Origin of the sequence: Amycolatopsis sp. cmx-4-83, assembly GCF_046548815.1 — a bacterium.
Classification (GTDB): domain Bacteria; phylum Actinomycetota; class Actinomycetes; order Mycobacteriales; family Pseudonocardiaceae; genus Amycolatopsis; species Amycolatopsis pretoriensis_A.
Map to the genome: position 1 here is coordinate 68,624 of NZ_JAEBEF010000017.1, position 16,881 is coordinate 85,504.

The window sequence follows — 16,881 nt, forward strand, 5'->3', positions numbered from 1 at the left end:
GGGCCATTAAACAGCGGAGCGGGGTGGCGGCGCCGGGTGGTGCGGTGGGGGTTCGGGTGAACGGCTCGGGGCCGGCAGCCGGGATGACCCGGCAGCGGGGCGGCCCGGCGGCGAGGTCGGCACGCGCGGCGACCTGGGGCGGAACCTGCAACTTGGCTGAGCTACGCGCCGGCCGGCGCGACTCGGGTGCCGAGCGACCGCCGGCAGAGCACCGCGGCCTGGCGCCAGTCCGGACTGCCACGCGTCAGCCGGCGCAACTCGGGCGCCGTGCGACCTCCGGCAGAGCACTGCGGCCTGGCGCCGGGCGGCAGGCCGGGTTGCCACGCGCCGGTGTCGAGCGCCGCCGGTTGGCCGGCGGCGGGGCGCTTGCCCCCAGGCGGGCGGCGCCGAACCGGTCACCGTGCGCAGCCACCGCCCGTCGACGTCCCGATGCCGGGCCGCCGACGCACGGCGGCCCGGCATGGGGTCAGCTCGCGCGGCGGTGGCTCCAGCCGCGGCGCTGCAGCTCCGCGCTGGTCAGCGACTCGGGGCGGCCGCGGTAGTCGGTGCCCATCCAGCGGGCTCGGCCGGCTCGTCCCTCGAGGACGTACGGGCGGCCGCAGCACCAGACGACGGTGCACGGGGCGGTCGGCGGACTGGACGGGTCTTCGGTGCTGGTCACAGCGTTGGCGTTCATGGCTCTCTACGGGCTCGGGGCGGGTTTCGGGGACGGGAGCTCTTCTTGCCTCCCACCAAGATCTTCGGCACGCGGGGCCGGTTTGTTAACCGGCGCGGCGCGAATTAGACCGATCGATTCGAGATGGCAGCCTGAGGTTTCGGAGCGTGAAAGGAATGTTAATCGTCCATTGTGGACATTCTTCCGACGGCCACCGGACCGGGGCGCCACCCGGCTGGAGTAATCTCCGGCACACCCTTGGGCGCGTCGCCCCTCGGGGCCTCGCCCGGATGGGCCAGAATGACCGGGCCAGCCAGCCGGGGAGGAAGGATCGCGGTGCCCCACCCGACCACCACGAAGACGTGGCTCGTGGCCTGCCTCGCGCTGCCCGTGCTCGCCGCCTGCTCCGCCGAACAGGCGGCCCCTGCTCCGGCGCCGTCACCCTCGGTGTCGAGCACCGCGCCGGCGACGACGTCCACCGGTACTCCCCCGCCGCCGCCCGCCGCGGGGAGCTCCTCCGCCGTGCCGTCCGCGCCCAAGCCGTCCGGGGCGCCGCCCTCGGTGCCCGGGGCCTGCGGGACGGTGACCGCCGCCAGCGGGTTGACGCTCTACGTCTTCGACAGCGGCTCCGCCGGCGTCAGCTGCGCCGCGGCGACGAAGCTCGTCGGCGACTTCCACCGCAAGATCGCCGGCCGCCAGGGCGCGGGCTCGAACGACGCGGTGAACGAGACCGTCGACGGCTGGCTGTGCACCTCCGGGCCGCCCGCCGCGCAAGGCGGCACCACCTGCACCAAGGGCGAGCAGACGGTCTTCGCCGCCGTCGTGCCGTCCGAGTGATCCCCGTCGACCCGTCCCGCTCCTGAAGGGCCCATGAAGACTTTCGCGTACCCCTTGCTGCTCGTCGCCGCGTCCGCCGCACTGGCCGGGTGCGGTGGCGGTGACCCGGCCCCCGCGGCGCCGTCCCCCGCCCCCGCGGCCGCCGCGGCGGCGGAGTCCACCGCGCCCGGCGTCCCGTGCGGCGACGTCACCGGTGCCGGCGGCGCGAAGACGGCGGTCGTGGCCCACGGCAAGGTCGACTGCGCCGCGGCCACCCAGCTGCTGACCGACTACTTCGCGAAACTGACCCCGGCCGAGGCGAGCTCGCCCGACGGCCCCGGCCCGGTCGTCCTCGACGACTGGACCTGCGGCAGCGGCGCGAACGACCCCGTGACGGCGTGCTCGACCGAGGACGGCCGCCAGGTCGAGGGCACCCGCAGCTGACGAAAGCGCCCCGGGGCGACCGGCCCCGGGGCGCTCCCGGTCACGCCTTGAGGTCCGGAAAGTCCTCTTCGCGGAACTCGGTGCCCGCGCCCCGAGCGGGGTCGCTTTCGCGGCCGCGCAGCTCGACGCGGCGGATCTTGCCCGAGATCGTCTTCGGCAGCTCCGCGAACTCGAGCCGCCGGATCCGCTTGTACGGCGCCAGGTGCTCGCGGCAGTACGCCAGGATCGACCGCGCCGTTCCGGCGTCCGGCGAGAAGCCGGTGGCCAGCACGACGTACGCCTTCGGCACCGCGAGCCGGATCGGGTCCGGGGCCGGGACGACCGCCGCCTCCGCCACCGCCTCGTGCTCGATCAGCACGCTCTCCAGCTCGAACGGCGAGATCCGGTAGTCCGACGCCTTGAACACGTCGTCCGTGCGCCCGACGTAGGTGATGTAGCCGCGTTCGTCCACCGAACCGACGTCACCGGTGTGGTAGAAGCCGCCTCCGAAGGCCGCCGACGTGCGCTCGTCGTCGCCGGCGTAGCCGGTCATCAGGCCGACCGGGCGGTGCTGCAGGTCGAGGCAGATCTCGCCTTCCGAAGCCCGCTCGCCGCTGACCGGGTCGACCAGCGCCACCACGAACCCCGGCAGCGGGCGGCCCATCGAGCCCGGCACGACGTCCTGGCCCGGCGTGTTCGCGATCTGGACGCTGCTCTCCGTCTGCCCGAAGCCGTCGCGGATGGTGACGCCCCACGACTTCTGGACCTGCTCGATCACTTCGGGGTTGAGCGGCTCGCCCGCCCCGACGACCTTCTTCGGCGGCGTCTTCAACGCCGTCAGGTCGGCCTGGATGAGCATCCGCCACACCGTCGGCGGCGCGCAGAAGCTCGTCACGCCGCAGCGGTCCATCTGGGCCATCAGCGCGCCCGCGTCGAAGCGGTTGTAGTTGTAGAGGAAGACCGTCGCCTCGGCGTTGAACGGCGCGAAGAAGTTGCTCCACGCGTGCTTCGCCCACCCCGGCGAGGAGATGTTGAGGTGGACGTCGCCCGGCTCCAGCCCGATCCAGTACATCGTCGACAGGTGCCCGACGGGGTAGGAGACGTGCGTGTGCTGCACCAGCTTCGGCTTCGCCGTGGTGCCGGAGGTGAAGTAGAGCAGCAGCGGGTCGGTGGCCTTCGTGGGCGCGTCCGGGGCGAACTCCGGCGACTCGGCGAACGCGGCCGAGTACTGCTGCCAGCCCTCGACCGGCTCCCCGACGGCGATGCGCGTGTAGTCCCCTTCGACGTCCGCGAACTTCGGCGCGTCGGCCGAGCGGACCACGACGTGCCTGGCCGCGCCGCGCTCCACCCGGTCGGTCAGGTCGGCCGGGCCGAGCAGCGTCGACGCCGGGATGATGACGGCGCCGAGCTTGATCGCCGCGAGGATCGTCTCCCACAGCTCGCCCTGGTTGCCCAGCATGAGGATCAGCCGGTCGCCGCGCCGGACGCCGAGGCTCCGCAGCCAGTTCGCGACCTGGTTGGACCGGCCGGACAGCTCCGGGTAGGTCCACTGGTTCTCGGTGCCGTCCTCCTCGACGATCCAGAGCGCGTACCGCTGCGCGTTGTCGGGGTCGTGCGCGACCACGTCGAACCAGTCGATGGCCCAGTTGAACTCGTCGAACTCCGGCCAGGCGAAGTCGCGGTAGGCCGTGTCGTAGTCCTCGCGGTGGGCCTGCAGGTAATCCCGGGCCACGCGGAACGCGTGGTGGACTTCCGAAGCGGTCACGCTGCCTCCTAGTTCTTCACCGGCCGACGGGGAAGTTATTCGCCCTTGAACTCCGGCGCGCGTCGCTCCATGAACGCCTGGACCGCTTCGCCGAGGTCCTTGCTGGGCAGGAACGCCGAGTTCCAGGCCGCGACGTACCGGAGGCCGTCGGCGACCTGGCGCTCGGTGTTCGCCGCCAGTACCTGCTTCGTACCCTGCACCACGAGCGGCGGGTTCGCAGCGATCTCGACGGCGAGTTCCCGCGCGGCCTTCAGCAGCGCGTCCTGGTCTTCGTACACGTCGTTGACGAGACCGATCTTCTCGGCGCGTGCGGCGTCGACGTCCTTGCCGGTCAGGGCCAGCTCCCGCAGGTGCCCTTCGCCGATGATCGAGGCGAGGCGCTGGAGGCTGCCGAGGTCCGCGACGATCGCGACGCGCACTTCGCGGACGCTGAACTTGGCGTCGGAGCTGGCCAGCCGGATGTCCGCGGCGGCGACGACGTCCACCCCGCCCCCGATGCACCAGCCCGAAACGGCCGCTACGACCGGTTTGCGGCATTCCGCGATCGAGCTGACCGCCGCCTGCAGCGACCGGACCTGGTCGAGGAACGCCGTCCGCGGGCCCGCGAGGCTGTCGCCGCCGAGCATCGGCGCCCAATCGCCCATCATCGCCGGCAGGTCGAGGCCGTAGGAGAAGTGCCGGCCACTGCCGGTCAGCACGACGGACCTGACCTGCGGGTCGGCGTCGAGCGCGCGGAACACCAGCGGCAGCTCGCGCCAGAAGTCGGGACCCATCGCGTTGCCCTTGGACGGGCCGAGGAGCGTCACTTCGGCCACGTGGCCGTCGACGTCGACCTTGAGGGAGACCAGGTCGGGCAGACTGTCAGCAGTAGCGGTCATGGGGTCATCTTGACCCATGCCCGCGACGAGCCGCCATTGGCACGTTGTCAATTGACGCGCGAGTCACTGTGCCAACGTGGTCAGGGGATGTTTTCCTGGACGTAGGCGACCACGACGCGGGGAGGACGGTGGGACATGAGCCCGGCCAGCAGCGCGACCTTGATCGAGCCCGAGCCCCCGGCCCCGCCCGCGCGGCGCGCGTCCCGGCCGATCGAGCTGACCGGCTCGTTCGACCACGAGGGCCACCGGCTCTGGTACACGGAGTTCGGCAGCGGCGACCGCGTCGTCGTGCTCACCCACGGCATCATGCTGACCCGCCGGATGCACGCCCCGCTGGCGCGCCGGCTGGCCCGCGCGGGCTTCCGGGTGGTGACGCTCGACCTCCTCGGCCACGGCGACTCCGACCGCCCGACCGAGTCGTGGCTGTACTCGATGCCGTCGTTCGCCGAGCAGACCCTGGCGCTGCTCGACCACCTCGAAGTCGAGTCGGCGGTGATCGGCGGGACGTCCCTCGGCGCGAACGTCTCGCTGGAGGTGGCGGTGCAGGCGCCCGGGCGCGCCCGCGGCCTGATCGTCGAGATGCCGGTGCTGGACAACGCGATCGTCGCGGGCCTGTTCACGTTCGCCCCGCTGCTGATGGCGGCCCGCTTCCTGCCGGTCACGGTCCAGGCGGTGGCGCTGGTGGCCTCCCTGGTCCCGCACGGCAACCAGTGGGTCGACGTCGTGACGGACACGCTCTCGCAACGCCCGGCCCCGATGGCGGCCCTCCTGCACGGCGTGCTGTTCGGCCGGATCGCCCCGCCGAAGTCGGTCCGCCGCCGGATCACGACGCGGGCACTGGTGATCGGCCACCAGGGCGACCCGATCCACCCCTTCGGCGACGCGGACACGCTGGCGGTGGACATGCCGGCGGCGGAGTTCGTCCAGGCGCGCAGCCCGGTCGAGCTGAGGCTCGACCCGACCAGGCTGTCGGACGCGATCCGGGACTTCGCGGCGAGCTGCTACGCGGACTGAACCGGCGCCAGACCCGCCACCGGGCCGATCACGATCACCGCGGGCGGGCGCACCCCCGACGCCGCCGCGTCCGTGACCACCGTGTCCAATGTGGAGCGCAGCGTGCGCTGGGTCCGCATCGTGCCGTCCTCGACGATCGCCACCGGGGTGTCCGACGGGCGGCCGCCGTCCAGCAGGGCCTTGGCGAACTGCGGGAGGCGCTCCACGCCCATCATCAGCACGATCGTGCCGCGCATGCGGGCCAGCAGCTCCCAGTCGACCAGCGAGCGGTCGTCGCCCGGGGCCACGTGGCCCGAGACCACCACCACCTCGTGGGCCACGCCGCGGTGGGTGACCGGGACGTCCGCCACCGCCGGGACCGCGAACGCGCTCGTGATGCCCGGGACCATCGTGACCGGGACGCCGGCCTCCGCGCAGGCGAGGACCTCTTCGAAGCCGCGGCCGAACAGGTACGGGTCGCCGCCCTTGAGGCGGACGACGAACTTGCCTTCCTTGGCCTTGTCGATGAGCGTCCGGTTGATGACGTCCTGGCTCGCGGCGCGGCCGTACGGGATCTTCGCCGCGTCGACGATCTCCACCTCCGGCGCCAGTTCGTCGAGCAGTTCGCGCGGCGCCAGCCGGTCGACCACCACGACGTCCGCGCGCGAGAGCAGCCGGCGGCCGCGGACCGTGATCAGCTCGGGGTCGCCGGGACCGCCGCCGACCAGTGCCACTCCGGGCAGCGTGCCCTCCGGGTGGGGCTGACGGCCGTCCTCGATCGTGCCGTTGTGGAGGCCGTCGAGCATCGAGTCGCGCACGGCCGCCGAACGCAGCGGCTCGCCGCCGGAGAGGACGCCGAACAGCAGGCCGCCGTGGCGGCCGGACGCCGGCGTCACCGCGGAACCGGACTCGCCTTCGTCGGCGCGCACGCAGAACACGCGCTCACGCTCGGCCTCGGCGCAGATCGCCGCGTTCACCTCGGGGTCGTCGGTGCAGGCCAGCGCGTACCAGGCGGCGCGCAGGTCGCCCTCGGCGTAGCGGCGCTCGTGCCAGACCAGCTCGCCCGCGTCCACCATCCCCTGCACCGACGGCGTCGTGTGCGGCGACACCAGTTCGACGCGGGCACCCGCGCTGATCAGCCGGGGCAGCCGTCGCTGGGCCACCGACCCGCCGCCGAACATGACAACGCGGCGGCCGGTCAGCTGGAGGCCGGAGAGGTAGTGCGGGTCGTCCATGCGCGGGAGTTTATTGGCGGTTCACCTCAGCGCCAGCCCGGCGTGGGTCATGCCACGCGGAAGACCGGCCCGCGGGCCACGAACGGCAGCCGCGCGCCCCGCGGCACCAGGTACGCGTGCTCCCGCCGGGGCCGGACGTGATCGCACTGGGCGTCGGTGATGATCAGGATCGGGCCGTCGGCCGGGAAGTCCGGAGCCCGCTGCAGCAGGTCGACGCCCGGCTGCAGGATCGTGCCGCCACGACCGCGGACCTTCACCCGGCCCGCGATGTCCGCCACGGCGAGGTACCCGGCGTCGTAGGCGACCGCGTCGCAGAACACCACCCGGGCCGCCGGGACGTCCCTGGCCAGCGCGTACGACGCGATCGCACCCAGCGCCTTGCCCAGCAGCTCCGCGTTCATCGACCCGGACGTGTCCAGCACGACGCCGAAGGTCGCGCGCCGGTCGAGCCGTTCCGGGCGGATGCGGCCCGGGCGCGGGATGTCCGGCGTCGCCGACTGGCGGCGGGACGCCCGCGCGTAGCTGCGCACCGGCAGCTCCGCGCGCACGTGCTCGTCGAACCAGCGGGCGAGCTGCGCGTCCCACGGCAGCGGCGGGTGGTCGAGGGCCCGGATCTCCTGCTCCAGCCCGAGCGGCAGCAGGCCGCGGCCCTGGGCGTGGTGGTACTCCAGCCCCTGCGTGAGCGCCCGGCGGTAGAACTCGTCAAGGTCGACGCCCTGGACGCGGTCACCCCACGGCACCGGCCGCGCGCCCCGCTTGGACGACCGGCGCTGCGCCGCCTCCGGCTCGGACAGCCAGCCGCCCAGCACGTCGCCCGCCTCGCGCGACCCCAGCGTCAGGAGCTTGCGGGCCCGGCGGAGGTCGGTGGTCAGCGTGTCGTACACCGACTCCGCCGACATCCCGGTCAGCTGCTGGTCGTGCAGGCCGTCGCCGGGCAGTTCGCCGACGCCCATGGCGACCAGCCAGCCGTTGATCACGTAGTCGCAGGCGACGTTCCACAGGTAGGGCTCGCGGCCCAGTGCCCGCCGGTCGTGCCGCAGCGCGGCGTGCAGCATCTCGTGGGCGAGCACGAACCGCCACTCCTCGGCGGTCAGGGCCGCGTTCGGGTTGACGTAGATCTCGCCGTGCCCGGCGTCGACCGCGGCCACGGCGATGTCCCAGGCACGCACGACCTCGGCGTCCACGACGAGGGTGAACCCGGCGGCCATCGCGCCGAGCAGCGGGAACGACGAGACGAACCACGACAGCGCGCGGTCCCACTCCCCCAGCGCGCGCCGGTGCCGGGTCTGCCCGCGCGCGTCGGCGGCGCGTTCCATCGCCTCGGTCGCCGACGCGATCAGGCCGCGGGCGAACCGTTCGGTCCACGGCTCCGGCTTCCCGTGGTACTGCAGCTGCCAGCGGCTCATCGGCTCCGCGAGCACCAGGCACGGCCGGCCGGTGCCCAGGTCGGCGAACGGCGCCGGCACGCCCGTTTCGCGCCAGGCGCGGGTCAGCGCGAGCTCGTCGGTGCCGGGCAGCTCGGGCAGGTCCAGCACCGGCGTCCCGACGTGGACGGCTTCGGCGAACCGGTGCACGGCCACACAGCACGCGGCGGCGTAGACCGGTTCGACCTCGCGGCCCGGCTTGACGGCCGCCGCCTCGGTGAGCTGGTCCTCGTCGAGGTGGCCGAGGCCGAGGTGCAGCAGCAGGTGCGCGAACACCCAGGCCCACTCGGCCGGTTCGGCGTCGCGGCCGCGGTTCGGCGTGACGAGACCGCGATCGGTGACCGCGGCCCAGCCCCCGGTGCCGCTCGCCGGGCTGAGGCTCGCTCCCCGCACGAGGTGGTCCAGGACGGTGTGCGACCGGGCCAGGGCCCAGCCGTCGGCGATCGCCTTGGCGCGGCGCTCACGGCGCTGGGCTTCGACGCGAGCGGTGCTCATGCCCGGGCCGCGACCAGCCGCGGGAGGTCGCGGGCGGCTTCGACGAGGAACCACGACGGCAGCCGCGGGTGCCCGGCTTCGTCGTCGGCGATGACCAGCTGCGCCATCTCGAGCGAGATCTCGGCCAGCTCGACGAGCAGGCCCTTGGCGCGGAAGGCGAACTGGCGCACCGAGGCCGACGCGTGCCGCTTGTCCGCGGGCAGGTCCTTGACCAGCCGGGCGCGGAACGTCTCGGCGAGGAAGTACAGCAGGTCGCGGTCGCCGGGCTCGGCGGGCCAGCGAGCGTCGCCCTTGAGGATCGCCTCCAGGTCGAAGGCGTGCCGGGCCACCTTGAGGTACGCGCGGAACGCGCCCGCGTGCGCCGGGGTGAGCGTCGCGTACGCCAGCAGCGCGATCGTCTCGTCGTCAGCCGGGTCGCCGGCGGAGCGGAGCAGGTCCGAGAGCATGTGCCACGACCGCGGCGTCGAGAACGGCTCCTCGGTCTTCGGCGGCGGGCTCCACAGGTGGTCCGGGCGCTGCGTGAGGTACTCGATCACCCACGGGTGGATGTCGTGGCCCGCCGCCCACGCGAGCCAGTCGCCCGGCGCGGCGCGCAGGTGGACGTGCACCAGGCGGTTCACCAGCGCCGAGGCCATCGGCCGGGCCAGCGCCTGGTCGGTCGCGCGGTTGCCGGCGCCGATCACGACCGAGCCCGCCGGCAGCTCGTACGAGCCGATCCGGCGGTCGAGGATGAGCGAGTAGAACGCCTTCTGGACGTCGGGCGCGGCGGCGTTCAGCTCGTCGAGGAACAGGCAGTACGGCTCGTCGCGCGCGATCTGCTCCGGCGGGCAGAAGCGGCTGCGGCCGTCGACGATCTGCGGGACGCCGATGAGGTCCTCGGGCGCGAGCTGGGTGCCGAGCAGCGAAACGCAGTCGAGCCCGAGCGAGGCGGCGAAGTCCCGGACGAGCGAGGACTTCCCGATGCCGGGGGCGCCCCAGAGGAACACCGGCCGGACGACGGCGGTGGTGAGCAGGACTTCGGGCAGCCGGGCGGGCGTGACCGTGAGCTGGGCGTGCAAGCGTGGACCTCCTAGTCAGGACATCCTCGTGCGACGCCCCCTTTCGTGCGCCCATGATCGCGCACCCGCCCGGCGGGCGCACCCGAATTTCAGCTCGCGCGGCCCGATGCCGGGTACGGCAGCATGGCCATCTCACGCGCGTTCTTGATCGCCGTGGCGACCTGTTTCTGTTGCTGCGGCGTCAATCCCGTCACCCGGCGGGCGCGGATCTTGCCGCGGTCGGAGATGAACTTCCGCAGCAGCTCGACGTCCTTCCAGTCGACGTGCGTGACCCGGTTGGCGCGCAACAGGTTCACCTTGCGCTTGGCGGGGCGGCCCCGCTCCGGCTTCGGCATCCGGCTCACCAGCTCGACTTCGTGACGCCGGGCAGCTCGCCGTTGTGCGCGGCCTGGCGCACCTTCACCCGCGACAGCCCGAACTTCCGCAGGTACCCGCGCGGACGCCCGTCGGCGGCGTCGCGGTTGCGGATGCGCGTCGGGCTCGCGTCGCGCGGCAGCTTCTGCAGCGCGACGACGGCTTCGCCCTTCGCTTCCGGGGACGCCGACGGCGAGGCGATGACGGCTTTGAGCGCGCGGCGGCGTTCGACGTACCGCGCCGCGATCACCTTCCGCTGCTCGTTCTTCGCGATCTTCGACTTCTTGGCCATCAGCGCTCTTCCTTGAACTCGACGTGCTTGCGCGCGACGGGGTCGTACTTGCGCAGGACCATCCGGTCGGGGTCGTTCCGGCGGTTCTTCTTGGTCACGTACGTGTAGCCGGTGCCCGCCGTGGACCGCAGCTTGATGATCGGGCGGACGTCGGTGCTCTTCGCCATTACAGCTTCACTCCCCTTGCCTTCAGTTCGGCGACGACGGCCTCGATGCCGCGCTTGTCGATCGTCTTCATGCCCTTGGCGGAGACGCGCAGCCGCACCCAGCGGCCTTGACTGGGCACGAAGTAGCGACGGTTCTGCAGGTTCGGCTCCCAGCGCCGCGAAGTGCGGCGGTGCGAGTGCGAAACCTGCTTGCCGTAGCCCGGCTTGCGGCCGGTGACCTGGCACACGGCGGACACGGACCCTCCTGAGTTGATAGTGGTTGTCGTTTTCATCTACTCTACGCACCGTACCCCGCCCGTATTCCTGGAGCACCAGTGACCCCACACCCCCGCGTCCCGCTCGTCCTCGTGAGCGGCCTCGCCCCAGGCCCGAACGCCGAGCTCGCCGAGCTGCTGCGTGTGGCCGGGCCCGGCACGGCCGTCGTCCACCACGACCTGCGCGAGATCCACTCCGGCGTCGTCCGCCGCCGGCTGCGGCTGGAGCAGCGCGACCAGCTGACCGTCCTCGAGCTGGCCCACGGCTGCGTGTCCTGCACGCTGCGCGAGGACCTGCTCCCGCTGCTGCGCCACCTCGCGCGGCTGCCGCAGGTCCGCCGGATCGTCGTCCGGCTCGACGAAGCCATGGAGCCGGAGCCGGTCAGCTGGGCGATCCGCAGCGTCCTGGTCGGCGACCACCCGGTCAGCGACGACATCGAGCTGCGCGCGGTGCTCACGGTCGTCGACTGCGCGACCTTCCTGGCCGACGCGACGGGCGACGACGTCCTGGCCGAGCGGAACCTGCAGGCCAGCCCGGAAGACGAGCGCACGGTCGCCCAGGTGGCGCTCTCGCAGGTCGAGTTCGCCGACGTCCTCGTGCTGGCCGGCGCGGCCACCGACGCGTGGAGCGCGGCGAAGGCGTCCGCGGTGCTCGACCGGGTCGCGCCGTCGGTCCCGCGCGTCGAGCTCTCGCGCATCGACGGGCACAGCGTCCTCGACGCCGTGCCTTCGGACGCGCGCCGCGGCGAAGTCACCGACATGCACGGGGCGCTGCTGCGCGGCCAGCCGCCGTTGCACGCCGACTGCGGCATCGGCCTGGTGACCTTCACCGCGCAGCGGCCGTTCCACCCCGAACGCCTGCACGACGCCCTCGACGTCCTCCTGGACGGCGTCGTCCGCACCCGCGGCCGCGCGTGGGTGGCCAGCCGGCCCGACGTCGCGTTCTGGATCGAGTCGGCGGGCGGCGGGCTGGGCATCGGCCACGCCGGGCCGTGGCTCGCGGCGCCGAACGGTCCCGAGTGGACGGACGTCTCCCCCGAGCGCCGCACCCTGGCGTCGTTGCGCTGGCACCCGGTGCACGGCGACCGGGCGCAGGAGCTCGTCGTGGTGACGGACCAGACAACGCCCGACGAGATCGACGCGGCCCTGCGCGGCGCTCTACTGACCGACGAAGAACTGGCCGCCGGACCCGGGGAGTGGCAGCACTACCCGGACCCGTTCGGCGACTGGCACGAAGAGCCGTGCGAGGACACCGAACCCGACCCGGCGCGCCACGACGCGACCGCGGCGAACCGAAAGGAAGATCGATGAAGACCGGTATCCACCCCGATTACCACCCCGTGGTGTTCAAGGACTCGTCCACCGGCGACGCGTTCCTGACCCGCTCCACCATCACCTCCGACAAGACCATCGAGTGGACCGACGGCGCGACCTACCCGCTCGTCGTGGTCGACATCAGCTCGTGGTCGCATCCGTTCTGGACCGGCACCCAGCGGATCATGGACAGCGCCGGGCAGGTCGAGAAGTTCCACCGCCGCTACGGGAAGCGGGGTACGCGCTGATGGCCGTCCCGAAGCGCAAGAAGTCCCGCAGCACCACGCGATCGCGGCGCGCGCAGTGGAAGGCCGCCGTGCCGGACCTGGTGCCGATCAAGGTCGGCGGCGAGGTCCGGCTGGTCCCCCGCCGGCTGATGCGGCACTTCCACTCGTGAGCGTTCCGGTCACGGTGCTCTCCGGCTTCCTCGGGGCCGGCAAGACGACGCTGCTCAACCGCATCCTCGCCGGCCGGGCGGGGCCGCGGGTCGCGGTGATCGTCAACGACATGAGCGAGGTCAACATCGATGCAAGCCTCGTGCGCTCGCAGGAGCGTCTCGTCGAGCTGACCAACGGGTGCATCTGCTGCACCCTGCGGGAGGACCTCCTCGAGGAGGTGTCGGCGCTGTGCGCGGACGACCGCTTCGACCACGTGCTCATCGAGTCGAGCGGGATTTCCGAGCCGATGCCGGTGGCGGCGACGTTCACGTTCCTGGAGGACGTCGCCCACCTCGACACGATGGTGACGGTGGTGGACGCGGCGAACTTCGCCCGCGAGCTGGCGGCCGGCGACTCGCTCGTGGAGCGCCGGCTGGGCCAGTACTCCGGGGACGAGCGGACGGTCAGCGACCTGCTGGTCGACCAGGTGGAGTTCGCCGACGTCCTGCTGCTGAACAAGACCGACCTGGTCCCGGCCACCGAGCTGGACCGGCTGGTGGCGACGTTGCGGCGGCTCAACCCCGCCGCGGACGTCGTCACCGGCCAGTTCGGGCGGGTGCCGCTGGAGCGGGTGTTCGGGACCGGGCGGTACGACGCCGAGCGGGCCCGGGAGGCGCCGGGCTGGGTGGCCGAGCTGAACGGCGACCACGTGCCGGAGACCGACGAGTACGGCATTTCCAGCGTGGTCTTCCGCGCTTCGGAGGCGTTCGACCCGGCGGCGCTGTGGGACTTCGTGACGCGCCGGTTCGACTCGGGCGAGTTCGGGACCGTGCTGCGGTCCAAGGGGTTCTTCACGCTGGCGTCCCGGCCGGGGGTGACCGGGCTGTGGTCGCAGGCGGGCGCGGTGGCGCGGTTCGAGCCGCAGGGCGTGGCGGCGGCACCGCGGCAGGAGCTGGTGTTCATCGGCGTCGACCTGGCCGGCGACGCGCTCCTGGCGGCCCTGCGCGACTGCCTCGGCGACCCGACCGGCCCCGACCCTTTCCCGGAGTGGGACCCGGTCCACGTCCGCGAGCACCAAGCGTAAGCAGTCTGCCGCCCCGGGCTCAGTGGTCGTCGTAGTGGTCTTCGTGGGGTGCGTGGCGGTGGCCGTCGTGGAGGTAGTCCACGTGGTCGCCGTGGGGCACCGCCACGTGGCCGCAGCCTTCGCCGTGGGCGTGCTCGTGGCCGGTGTGCGGGACGTGGCCGTGGATCTCGCACTCGTCGAAGTGGCCGTCGTGCGCGCGGTGCAGGTGGCCGTCGTGGGCGTAGTCCACGTGGTCGCCGTGCGGCAGCGCCGGGTGGCCGCAGCCCTCGCGGTGCACGTGGTCGTGGCCGGCGTGTGCGACGTGCGGGATCGACATCGGCTTCCCCTCCCGGGTGGTGTCCACTTCGGACGCTAACCCGGGCGTCCGCGGCAGGCCGGGCGAAAGCTCCCGGCTCACCCGATAGCGGCCGCTCCGTCCGAGTTGATCAACCCAGGTTTATCAGTTTAGGTTGACGATCGTGACGGACGAGGACCTCCTCCAGGCGAGCACCGACCTGCGCGTCGCCCTCGGGCGGCTGGTCCGGCGGCTGCGGCAGGGTTACGTCGTCGGCGAATTGACGCTCCCCGAGCGCTCGGTGCTGTCCCGCCTCGACCGCGAAGGACCGGCCACCCCGGGCTGCCTCGCCGACCTCGAGCGCGTCAAGCCGCAGGCCATGGGCGTCACCCTCGCCGGGCTCGTCGAGCGCGGGCTCGTCGGACGGCGCAAGGACGACTCCGACGGCCGCAAGGTGCTGATGTCGGTGACCGAAGCCGGGGTCAAGCTGCTCACCGACCGCCGCTCCGCGACCACCGGGAAGATGGCGGCCGCGCTGGCCGAGCAGTTCACCGACGCCGAACGGCGCGAGCTGATCGCGGCCATCCCCCTCATCGAGCGGCTGGCGGACCACCTGTGAGCTACAAGTGGGTCGCGCTGTCGAACACCACGCTCGGCGTGCTGATGTCGGCGCTCGACGGCTCGATCGTCATCATCTCCCTGCCGGCCATCTTCCGCGGCATCGGCCTCGACCCGCTCGCGCCGGGCAACATCGGTTACCTGCTCTGGATGATCCTCGGCTACCTGCTCGTGCAGGCCGTGCTGGTGGTGACGCTCGGGCGGCTCGGTGACATGTTCGGCCGGGTCAAGATGTACAACCTCGGCTTCGCCGTGTTCAGCGCCGCGTCGGTCGCGCTGTCGTTCGACCCGTTCCACGCCGGCGGCGGCGCGCTGTGGCTGATCGGCTGGCGGGTCGTGCAGGCCGTCGGCGGGTCGATGCTGACGGCGAACTCGGCGGCGATCCTCACCGACGCCTTCCCGGCCGAGCAGCGCGGGATGGCGCTGGGCGTCAACCAGATCACCGCGCTGGCCGGGCAGTTCCTCGGGCTGGTCGTCGGCGGGCTGCTCGCCGAAATCGACTGGCGCGCGGTGTTCTGGGTCAGCGTCCCGTTCGGACTGCTCGGCACGATCTGGTCGATCCGCAGCCTCCGCGAGGCCGGCACGCCCCAGCGCGCCAAGGTCGACTGGGGCGGCAACGTCACCTTCGCCGCCGGGACCGCGTTGCTGCTGGCCGCGATCACGTACGGCATCCAGCCCTACGGCGGCGCGGCGACCGGCTGGGGCAGCCCGTGGGTGCTCGGCGGCATCGGCGCCGGGGTGCTGCTGCTCCTGCTGTTCGGCGTCATCGAGACGCGCGTGGCGGCGCCGATGTTCCACCTCGGGCTGTTCAAGATCCGCGCGTTCGCCGCGGGCAACATCGCCGCGTTGCTGACTTCGGTCGCACGTGGTGGCATGCAGTTCATGCTCATCATCTGGCTGCAGGGGATCTGGCTGCCCCTGCACGGCTTCGACTACGAACGCACGCCGTTGTGGGCGGGCATCTCCATGCTGCCGCTGACCGTCGGGTTCCTGATCGCGGGCCCGGTGTCGGGCTACCTGTCCGACCGGTTCGGGGCCCGGCTGTTCTCGACCGGCGGGCTGCTGCTGGTCGCGGCCGCGTTCCTCGGGCTCCTGGCGTTGCCGGTGGACTTCTCCTATCCCCTGTTCGCCGCGCTGCTCGTGCTCAGCGGGATCGGCCAGGGCATGTTCTCCGCGCCGAACACCTCGGCGATCATGAGCAGCGTCCCGACCGAGCAGCGCGGCGTCGCCTCCGGCATGCGGGCGACGTTCCAGAACTCCGGGACGTCGCTGTCCATCGGCGTGTTCTTCTCGCTGATGATCGCCGGACTCGCGTCGTCGCTGCCGCAGACGCTGACCAGCGGGTTGCAGGCCCACGGCGTCCCGGCGAACGTCGCCGAAAGCGTTGCCCGGCTGCCGCCGGTGAGCACGCTGTTCGCGGCGTTCCTCGGCAGCAACCCGGTCGGGCACCTGCTCGGCCCGGACGTCCTGGCCGGGCTTTCCCCGGCCGACCGGTCGATCCTGACCGGCGGGGAGTTCTTCCCGCAACTGGTGTCCAGTCCGTTCCACCACGGCCTGGTGGTCGTGTTCACCGCGGCCGCGGTGATGGCCGTTGTCGCCGCGGTGGCGTCCGCTTCGCGCGGCAAGCGCTACTTCCACACCCCCGAGGGATCGAAGGAGAACCGATGACCGACGAGATCGTCGCCGGGACCGTCACCATCACCGGCCACGGCGGGGACGAGCTCGAGGCGTACCTGGCCAAACCGACCGACGACACCCCGCGCGGCGGGGTCGTGGTGATCCACCACATGCCCGGCTACGACGCGGCGACGAAGGAGATGGTCCGCCGCTTCGCCGTCGAGGGCTACAACGCGCTCTGCCCCAACCTGTACACGCGCGAAGCCCCGGGCGCGGACCCGGACGACGCGGCGGCGGCGGTCCGCGCTTCCGGCGGCGTCCCGGACGACCGCCTGGTCGGCGACGTCTCCGGCGCGGCGGACTACCTCCGCGCCCTGGAGAACTCGAACGGCCGCGTCGGCGTCATCGGCCACTGCTCCGGCGGCCGCCAGGCGTTCCTCGTCGGGTGTTCGCTGGACGTCGACGCGGCGGTCGACTGCTACGGCGCGTTCGTCGTCAACGACCCGCCGGAGGCCATGAAGCAGATGAAGCCGCTGCTCGGTCTGTCCTCGCAGCTGTCGTGCCCGCTGCTGGGCATCTTCGGCGCGGACGACCAGTTCCCGAGCCCGGACGAGGTCGCCGTGCTGGCGGCGGAGCTGGAGAAGCTGGGCAAGGAACACGAGTTTCACACGTACGCGGGCGCGGGCCACGCGTTCTTCGCGGTCGACCGCCCGAGCTACCGGCCGGAGGCCGCGAAGGACGGCTGGGAACGCATCCTCGACTTCTACTCCCGCACCCTGACCGCCTGA

The 16,881-nt window shown here is 72.6% G+C and carries 21 protein-coding genes; 10 read left to right on the top strand and 11 right to left on the bottom strand.

Translation table 11 applies throughout. The annotated features are described in order from the left end of the window. Nucleotides 1-466: 466 nt before the first annotated feature. Nucleotides 467-676 carry a hypothetical protein gene (locus ACLJQM_RS41180; protein WP_360770997.1) on the bottom strand — a complete coding sequence of 70 codons (210 nt, stop codon included), beginning with the start codon at nucleotides 674-676 and terminating at the stop codon, nucleotides 467-469. A 315-nt stretch (nucleotides 677-991) separates the two neighbouring features. On the opposite strand from ACLJQM_RS41180, the gene ACLJQM_RS41185 reads away from it, so the two are divergent. Both ACLJQM_RS41185 and ACLJQM_RS41190 read left to right on the top strand, forming a co-directional pair. After that, the gene (locus tag ACLJQM_RS41185; RefSeq protein ID WP_410635758.1) at nucleotides 992-1,492 is read left to right on the top strand and encodes a hypothetical protein; all 501 of its coding nucleotides are present in this window, start codon (nucleotides 992-994) and stop codon (nucleotides 1,490-1,492) included. A gap of 33 nt (nucleotides 1,493-1,525) precedes the next feature. Then, nucleotides 1,526-1,915 carry a hypothetical protein gene (locus ACLJQM_RS41190; protein ID WP_247023169.1) on the top strand — a complete coding sequence of 130 codons (390 nt, stop codon included), beginning with the start codon at nucleotides 1,526-1,528 and terminating at the stop codon, nucleotides 1,913-1,915. Between the two features lie 40 nt (nucleotides 1,916-1,955). Here ACLJQM_RS41190 and ACLJQM_RS41195 read toward each other — a convergent pair whose 3' ends face one another. Together ACLJQM_RS41195 and ACLJQM_RS41200 are read right to left on the bottom strand one after the other, a co-directional pair. Next, nucleotides 1,956-3,659 (bottom strand): AMP-binding protein, encoded by a 1,704-nt coding sequence (locus ACLJQM_RS41195; protein WP_410635760.1) that lies wholly within the window; start codon nucleotides 3,657-3,659, stop codon nucleotides 1,956-1,958. A 35-nt stretch (nucleotides 3,660-3,694) separates the two neighbouring features. After that, entirely contained in the window at nucleotides 3,695-4,537 is an 843-nt protein-coding gene (locus ACLJQM_RS41200; protein ID WP_410635762.1) for a crotonase/enoyl-CoA hydratase family protein, read from the bottom strand. A gap of 135 nt (nucleotides 4,538-4,672) precedes the next feature. On the opposite strand from ACLJQM_RS41200, the gene ACLJQM_RS41205 reads away from it, so the two are divergent. Then, entirely contained in the window at nucleotides 4,673-5,551 is an 879-nt protein-coding gene (locus ACLJQM_RS41205; protein ID WP_247023167.1) for an alpha/beta fold hydrolase, read from the top strand. On the opposite strand, the gene cobA is transcribed toward ACLJQM_RS41205, so the two are convergent. The 7 genes from cobA to rpmB form a co-directional block, all read right to left on the bottom strand. After that, entirely contained in the window at nucleotides 5,539-6,765 is a 1,227-nt protein-coding gene (gene cobA / locus ACLJQM_RS41210; protein WP_410635763.1) for a uroporphyrinogen-III C-methyltransferase, read from the bottom strand. The two genes, ACLJQM_RS41205 and cobA, sit on opposite strands and share 13 nt — an antisense overlap. Before the next feature lie 47 nt (nucleotides 6,766-6,812). Beyond that, nucleotides 6,813-8,684 carry a DUF2201 family putative metallopeptidase gene (locus ACLJQM_RS41215; RefSeq protein WP_410635765.1) on the bottom strand — a complete coding sequence of 624 codons (1,872 nt, stop codon included), beginning with the start codon at nucleotides 8,682-8,684 and terminating at the stop codon, nucleotides 6,813-6,815. Further along, nucleotides 8,681-9,742: an ATP-binding protein gene (locus ACLJQM_RS41220; RefSeq protein WP_360770976.1), complete on the bottom strand. Its 1,062-nt coding sequence runs from the start codon at nucleotides 9,740-9,742 to the stop codon at nucleotides 8,681-8,683. Before ACLJQM_RS41220 ends, ACLJQM_RS41215 begins: the two co-directional genes overlap by 4 nt. A gap of 89 nt (nucleotides 9,743-9,831) precedes the next feature. Further along, a complete protein-coding gene (gene rpsR, locus ACLJQM_RS41225) occupies nucleotides 9,832-10,077 on the bottom strand; it encodes a 30S ribosomal protein S18 (protein WP_410635767.1) in 246 nt (81 codons plus the stop codon). Between the two features lie 5 nt (nucleotides 10,078-10,082). Further along, nucleotides 10,083-10,388: a 30S ribosomal protein S14 gene (gene rpsN, locus ACLJQM_RS41230; RefSeq protein ID WP_247023162.1), complete on the bottom strand. Its 306-nt coding sequence runs from the start codon at nucleotides 10,386-10,388 to the stop codon at nucleotides 10,083-10,085. Then, nucleotides 10,388-10,555 carry a 50S ribosomal protein L33 gene (rpmG, locus tag ACLJQM_RS41235; RefSeq protein ID WP_003091682.1) on the bottom strand — a complete coding sequence of 56 codons (168 nt, stop codon included), beginning with the start codon at nucleotides 10,553-10,555 and terminating at the stop codon, nucleotides 10,388-10,390. The genes rpsN and rpmG overlap by 1 nt, the downstream gene beginning before the upstream one ends. Continuing rightward, nucleotides 10,555-10,791 (bottom strand): 50S ribosomal protein L28, encoded by a 237-nt coding sequence (gene rpmB / locus ACLJQM_RS41240; protein ID WP_086860064.1) that lies wholly within the window; start codon nucleotides 10,789-10,791, stop codon nucleotides 10,555-10,557. The genes rpmG and rpmB overlap by 1 nt, the downstream gene beginning before the upstream one ends. Nucleotides 10,792-10,869: 78 nt before the next feature. On the opposite strand from rpmB, the gene mrf reads away from it, so the two are divergent. Genes mrf through ACLJQM_RS41260 form a run of 4 tightly spaced genes read left to right on the top strand, consistent with a single transcriptional unit; the run spans nucleotide 10,870 to nucleotide 13,584 of the window. Beyond that, nucleotides 10,870-12,120 carry a ribosome hibernation factor-recruiting GTPase MRF gene (gene mrf / locus ACLJQM_RS41245; protein WP_410635769.1) on the top strand — a complete coding sequence of 417 codons (1,251 nt, stop codon included), beginning with the start codon at nucleotides 10,870-10,872 and terminating at the stop codon, nucleotides 12,118-12,120. Then, nucleotides 12,117-12,371, top strand: coding sequence for a type B 50S ribosomal protein L31 (locus ACLJQM_RS41250; RefSeq protein ID WP_247023159.1), 255 nt, complete (start codon nucleotides 12,117-12,119; stop codon nucleotides 12,369-12,371). The genes mrf and ACLJQM_RS41250 overlap by 4 nt, the downstream gene beginning before the upstream one ends. Then, nucleotides 12,371-12,520, top strand: coding sequence for a 50S ribosomal protein L32 (gene rpmF, locus ACLJQM_RS41255; RefSeq protein WP_247023158.1), 150 nt, complete (start codon nucleotides 12,371-12,373; stop codon nucleotides 12,518-12,520). The genes ACLJQM_RS41250 and rpmF overlap by 1 nt, the downstream gene beginning before the upstream one ends. Beyond that, the gene (locus ACLJQM_RS41260; RefSeq protein ID WP_410635771.1) at nucleotides 12,517-13,584 is read left to right on the top strand and encodes a GTP-binding protein; all 1,068 of its coding nucleotides are present in this window, start codon (nucleotides 12,517-12,519) and stop codon (nucleotides 13,582-13,584) included. Before rpmF ends, ACLJQM_RS41260 begins: the two co-directional genes overlap by 4 nt. A gap of 19 nt (nucleotides 13,585-13,603) precedes the next feature. Here ACLJQM_RS41260 and ACLJQM_RS41265 read toward each other — a convergent pair whose 3' ends face one another. Next, nucleotides 13,604-13,900 (bottom strand): hypothetical protein, encoded by a 297-nt coding sequence (locus ACLJQM_RS41265; protein WP_247023156.1) that lies wholly within the window; start codon nucleotides 13,898-13,900, stop codon nucleotides 13,604-13,606. A gap of 142 nt (nucleotides 13,901-14,042) precedes the next feature. Between ACLJQM_RS41265 and ACLJQM_RS41270 the strand changes: the two genes are divergently transcribed. Genes ACLJQM_RS41270 through ACLJQM_RS41280 form a run of 3 tightly spaced genes read left to right on the top strand, consistent with a single transcriptional unit; the run spans nucleotide 14,043 to nucleotide 16,881 of the window. Then, nucleotides 14,043-14,477 carry a MarR family winged helix-turn-helix transcriptional regulator gene (locus ACLJQM_RS41270; RefSeq protein ID WP_247023155.1) on the top strand — a complete coding sequence of 145 codons (435 nt, stop codon included), beginning with the start codon at nucleotides 14,043-14,045 and terminating at the stop codon, nucleotides 14,475-14,477. Beyond that, entirely contained in the window at nucleotides 14,474-16,144 is a 1,671-nt protein-coding gene (locus ACLJQM_RS41275) for an MFS transporter (RefSeq protein ID WP_410635772.1), read from the top strand. Before ACLJQM_RS41270 ends, ACLJQM_RS41275 begins: the two co-directional genes overlap by 4 nt. Next, entirely contained in the window at nucleotides 16,141-16,881 is a 741-nt protein-coding gene (locus ACLJQM_RS41280; protein WP_360770953.1) for a dienelactone hydrolase family protein, read from the top strand. The genes ACLJQM_RS41275 and ACLJQM_RS41280 overlap by 4 nt, the downstream gene beginning before the upstream one ends.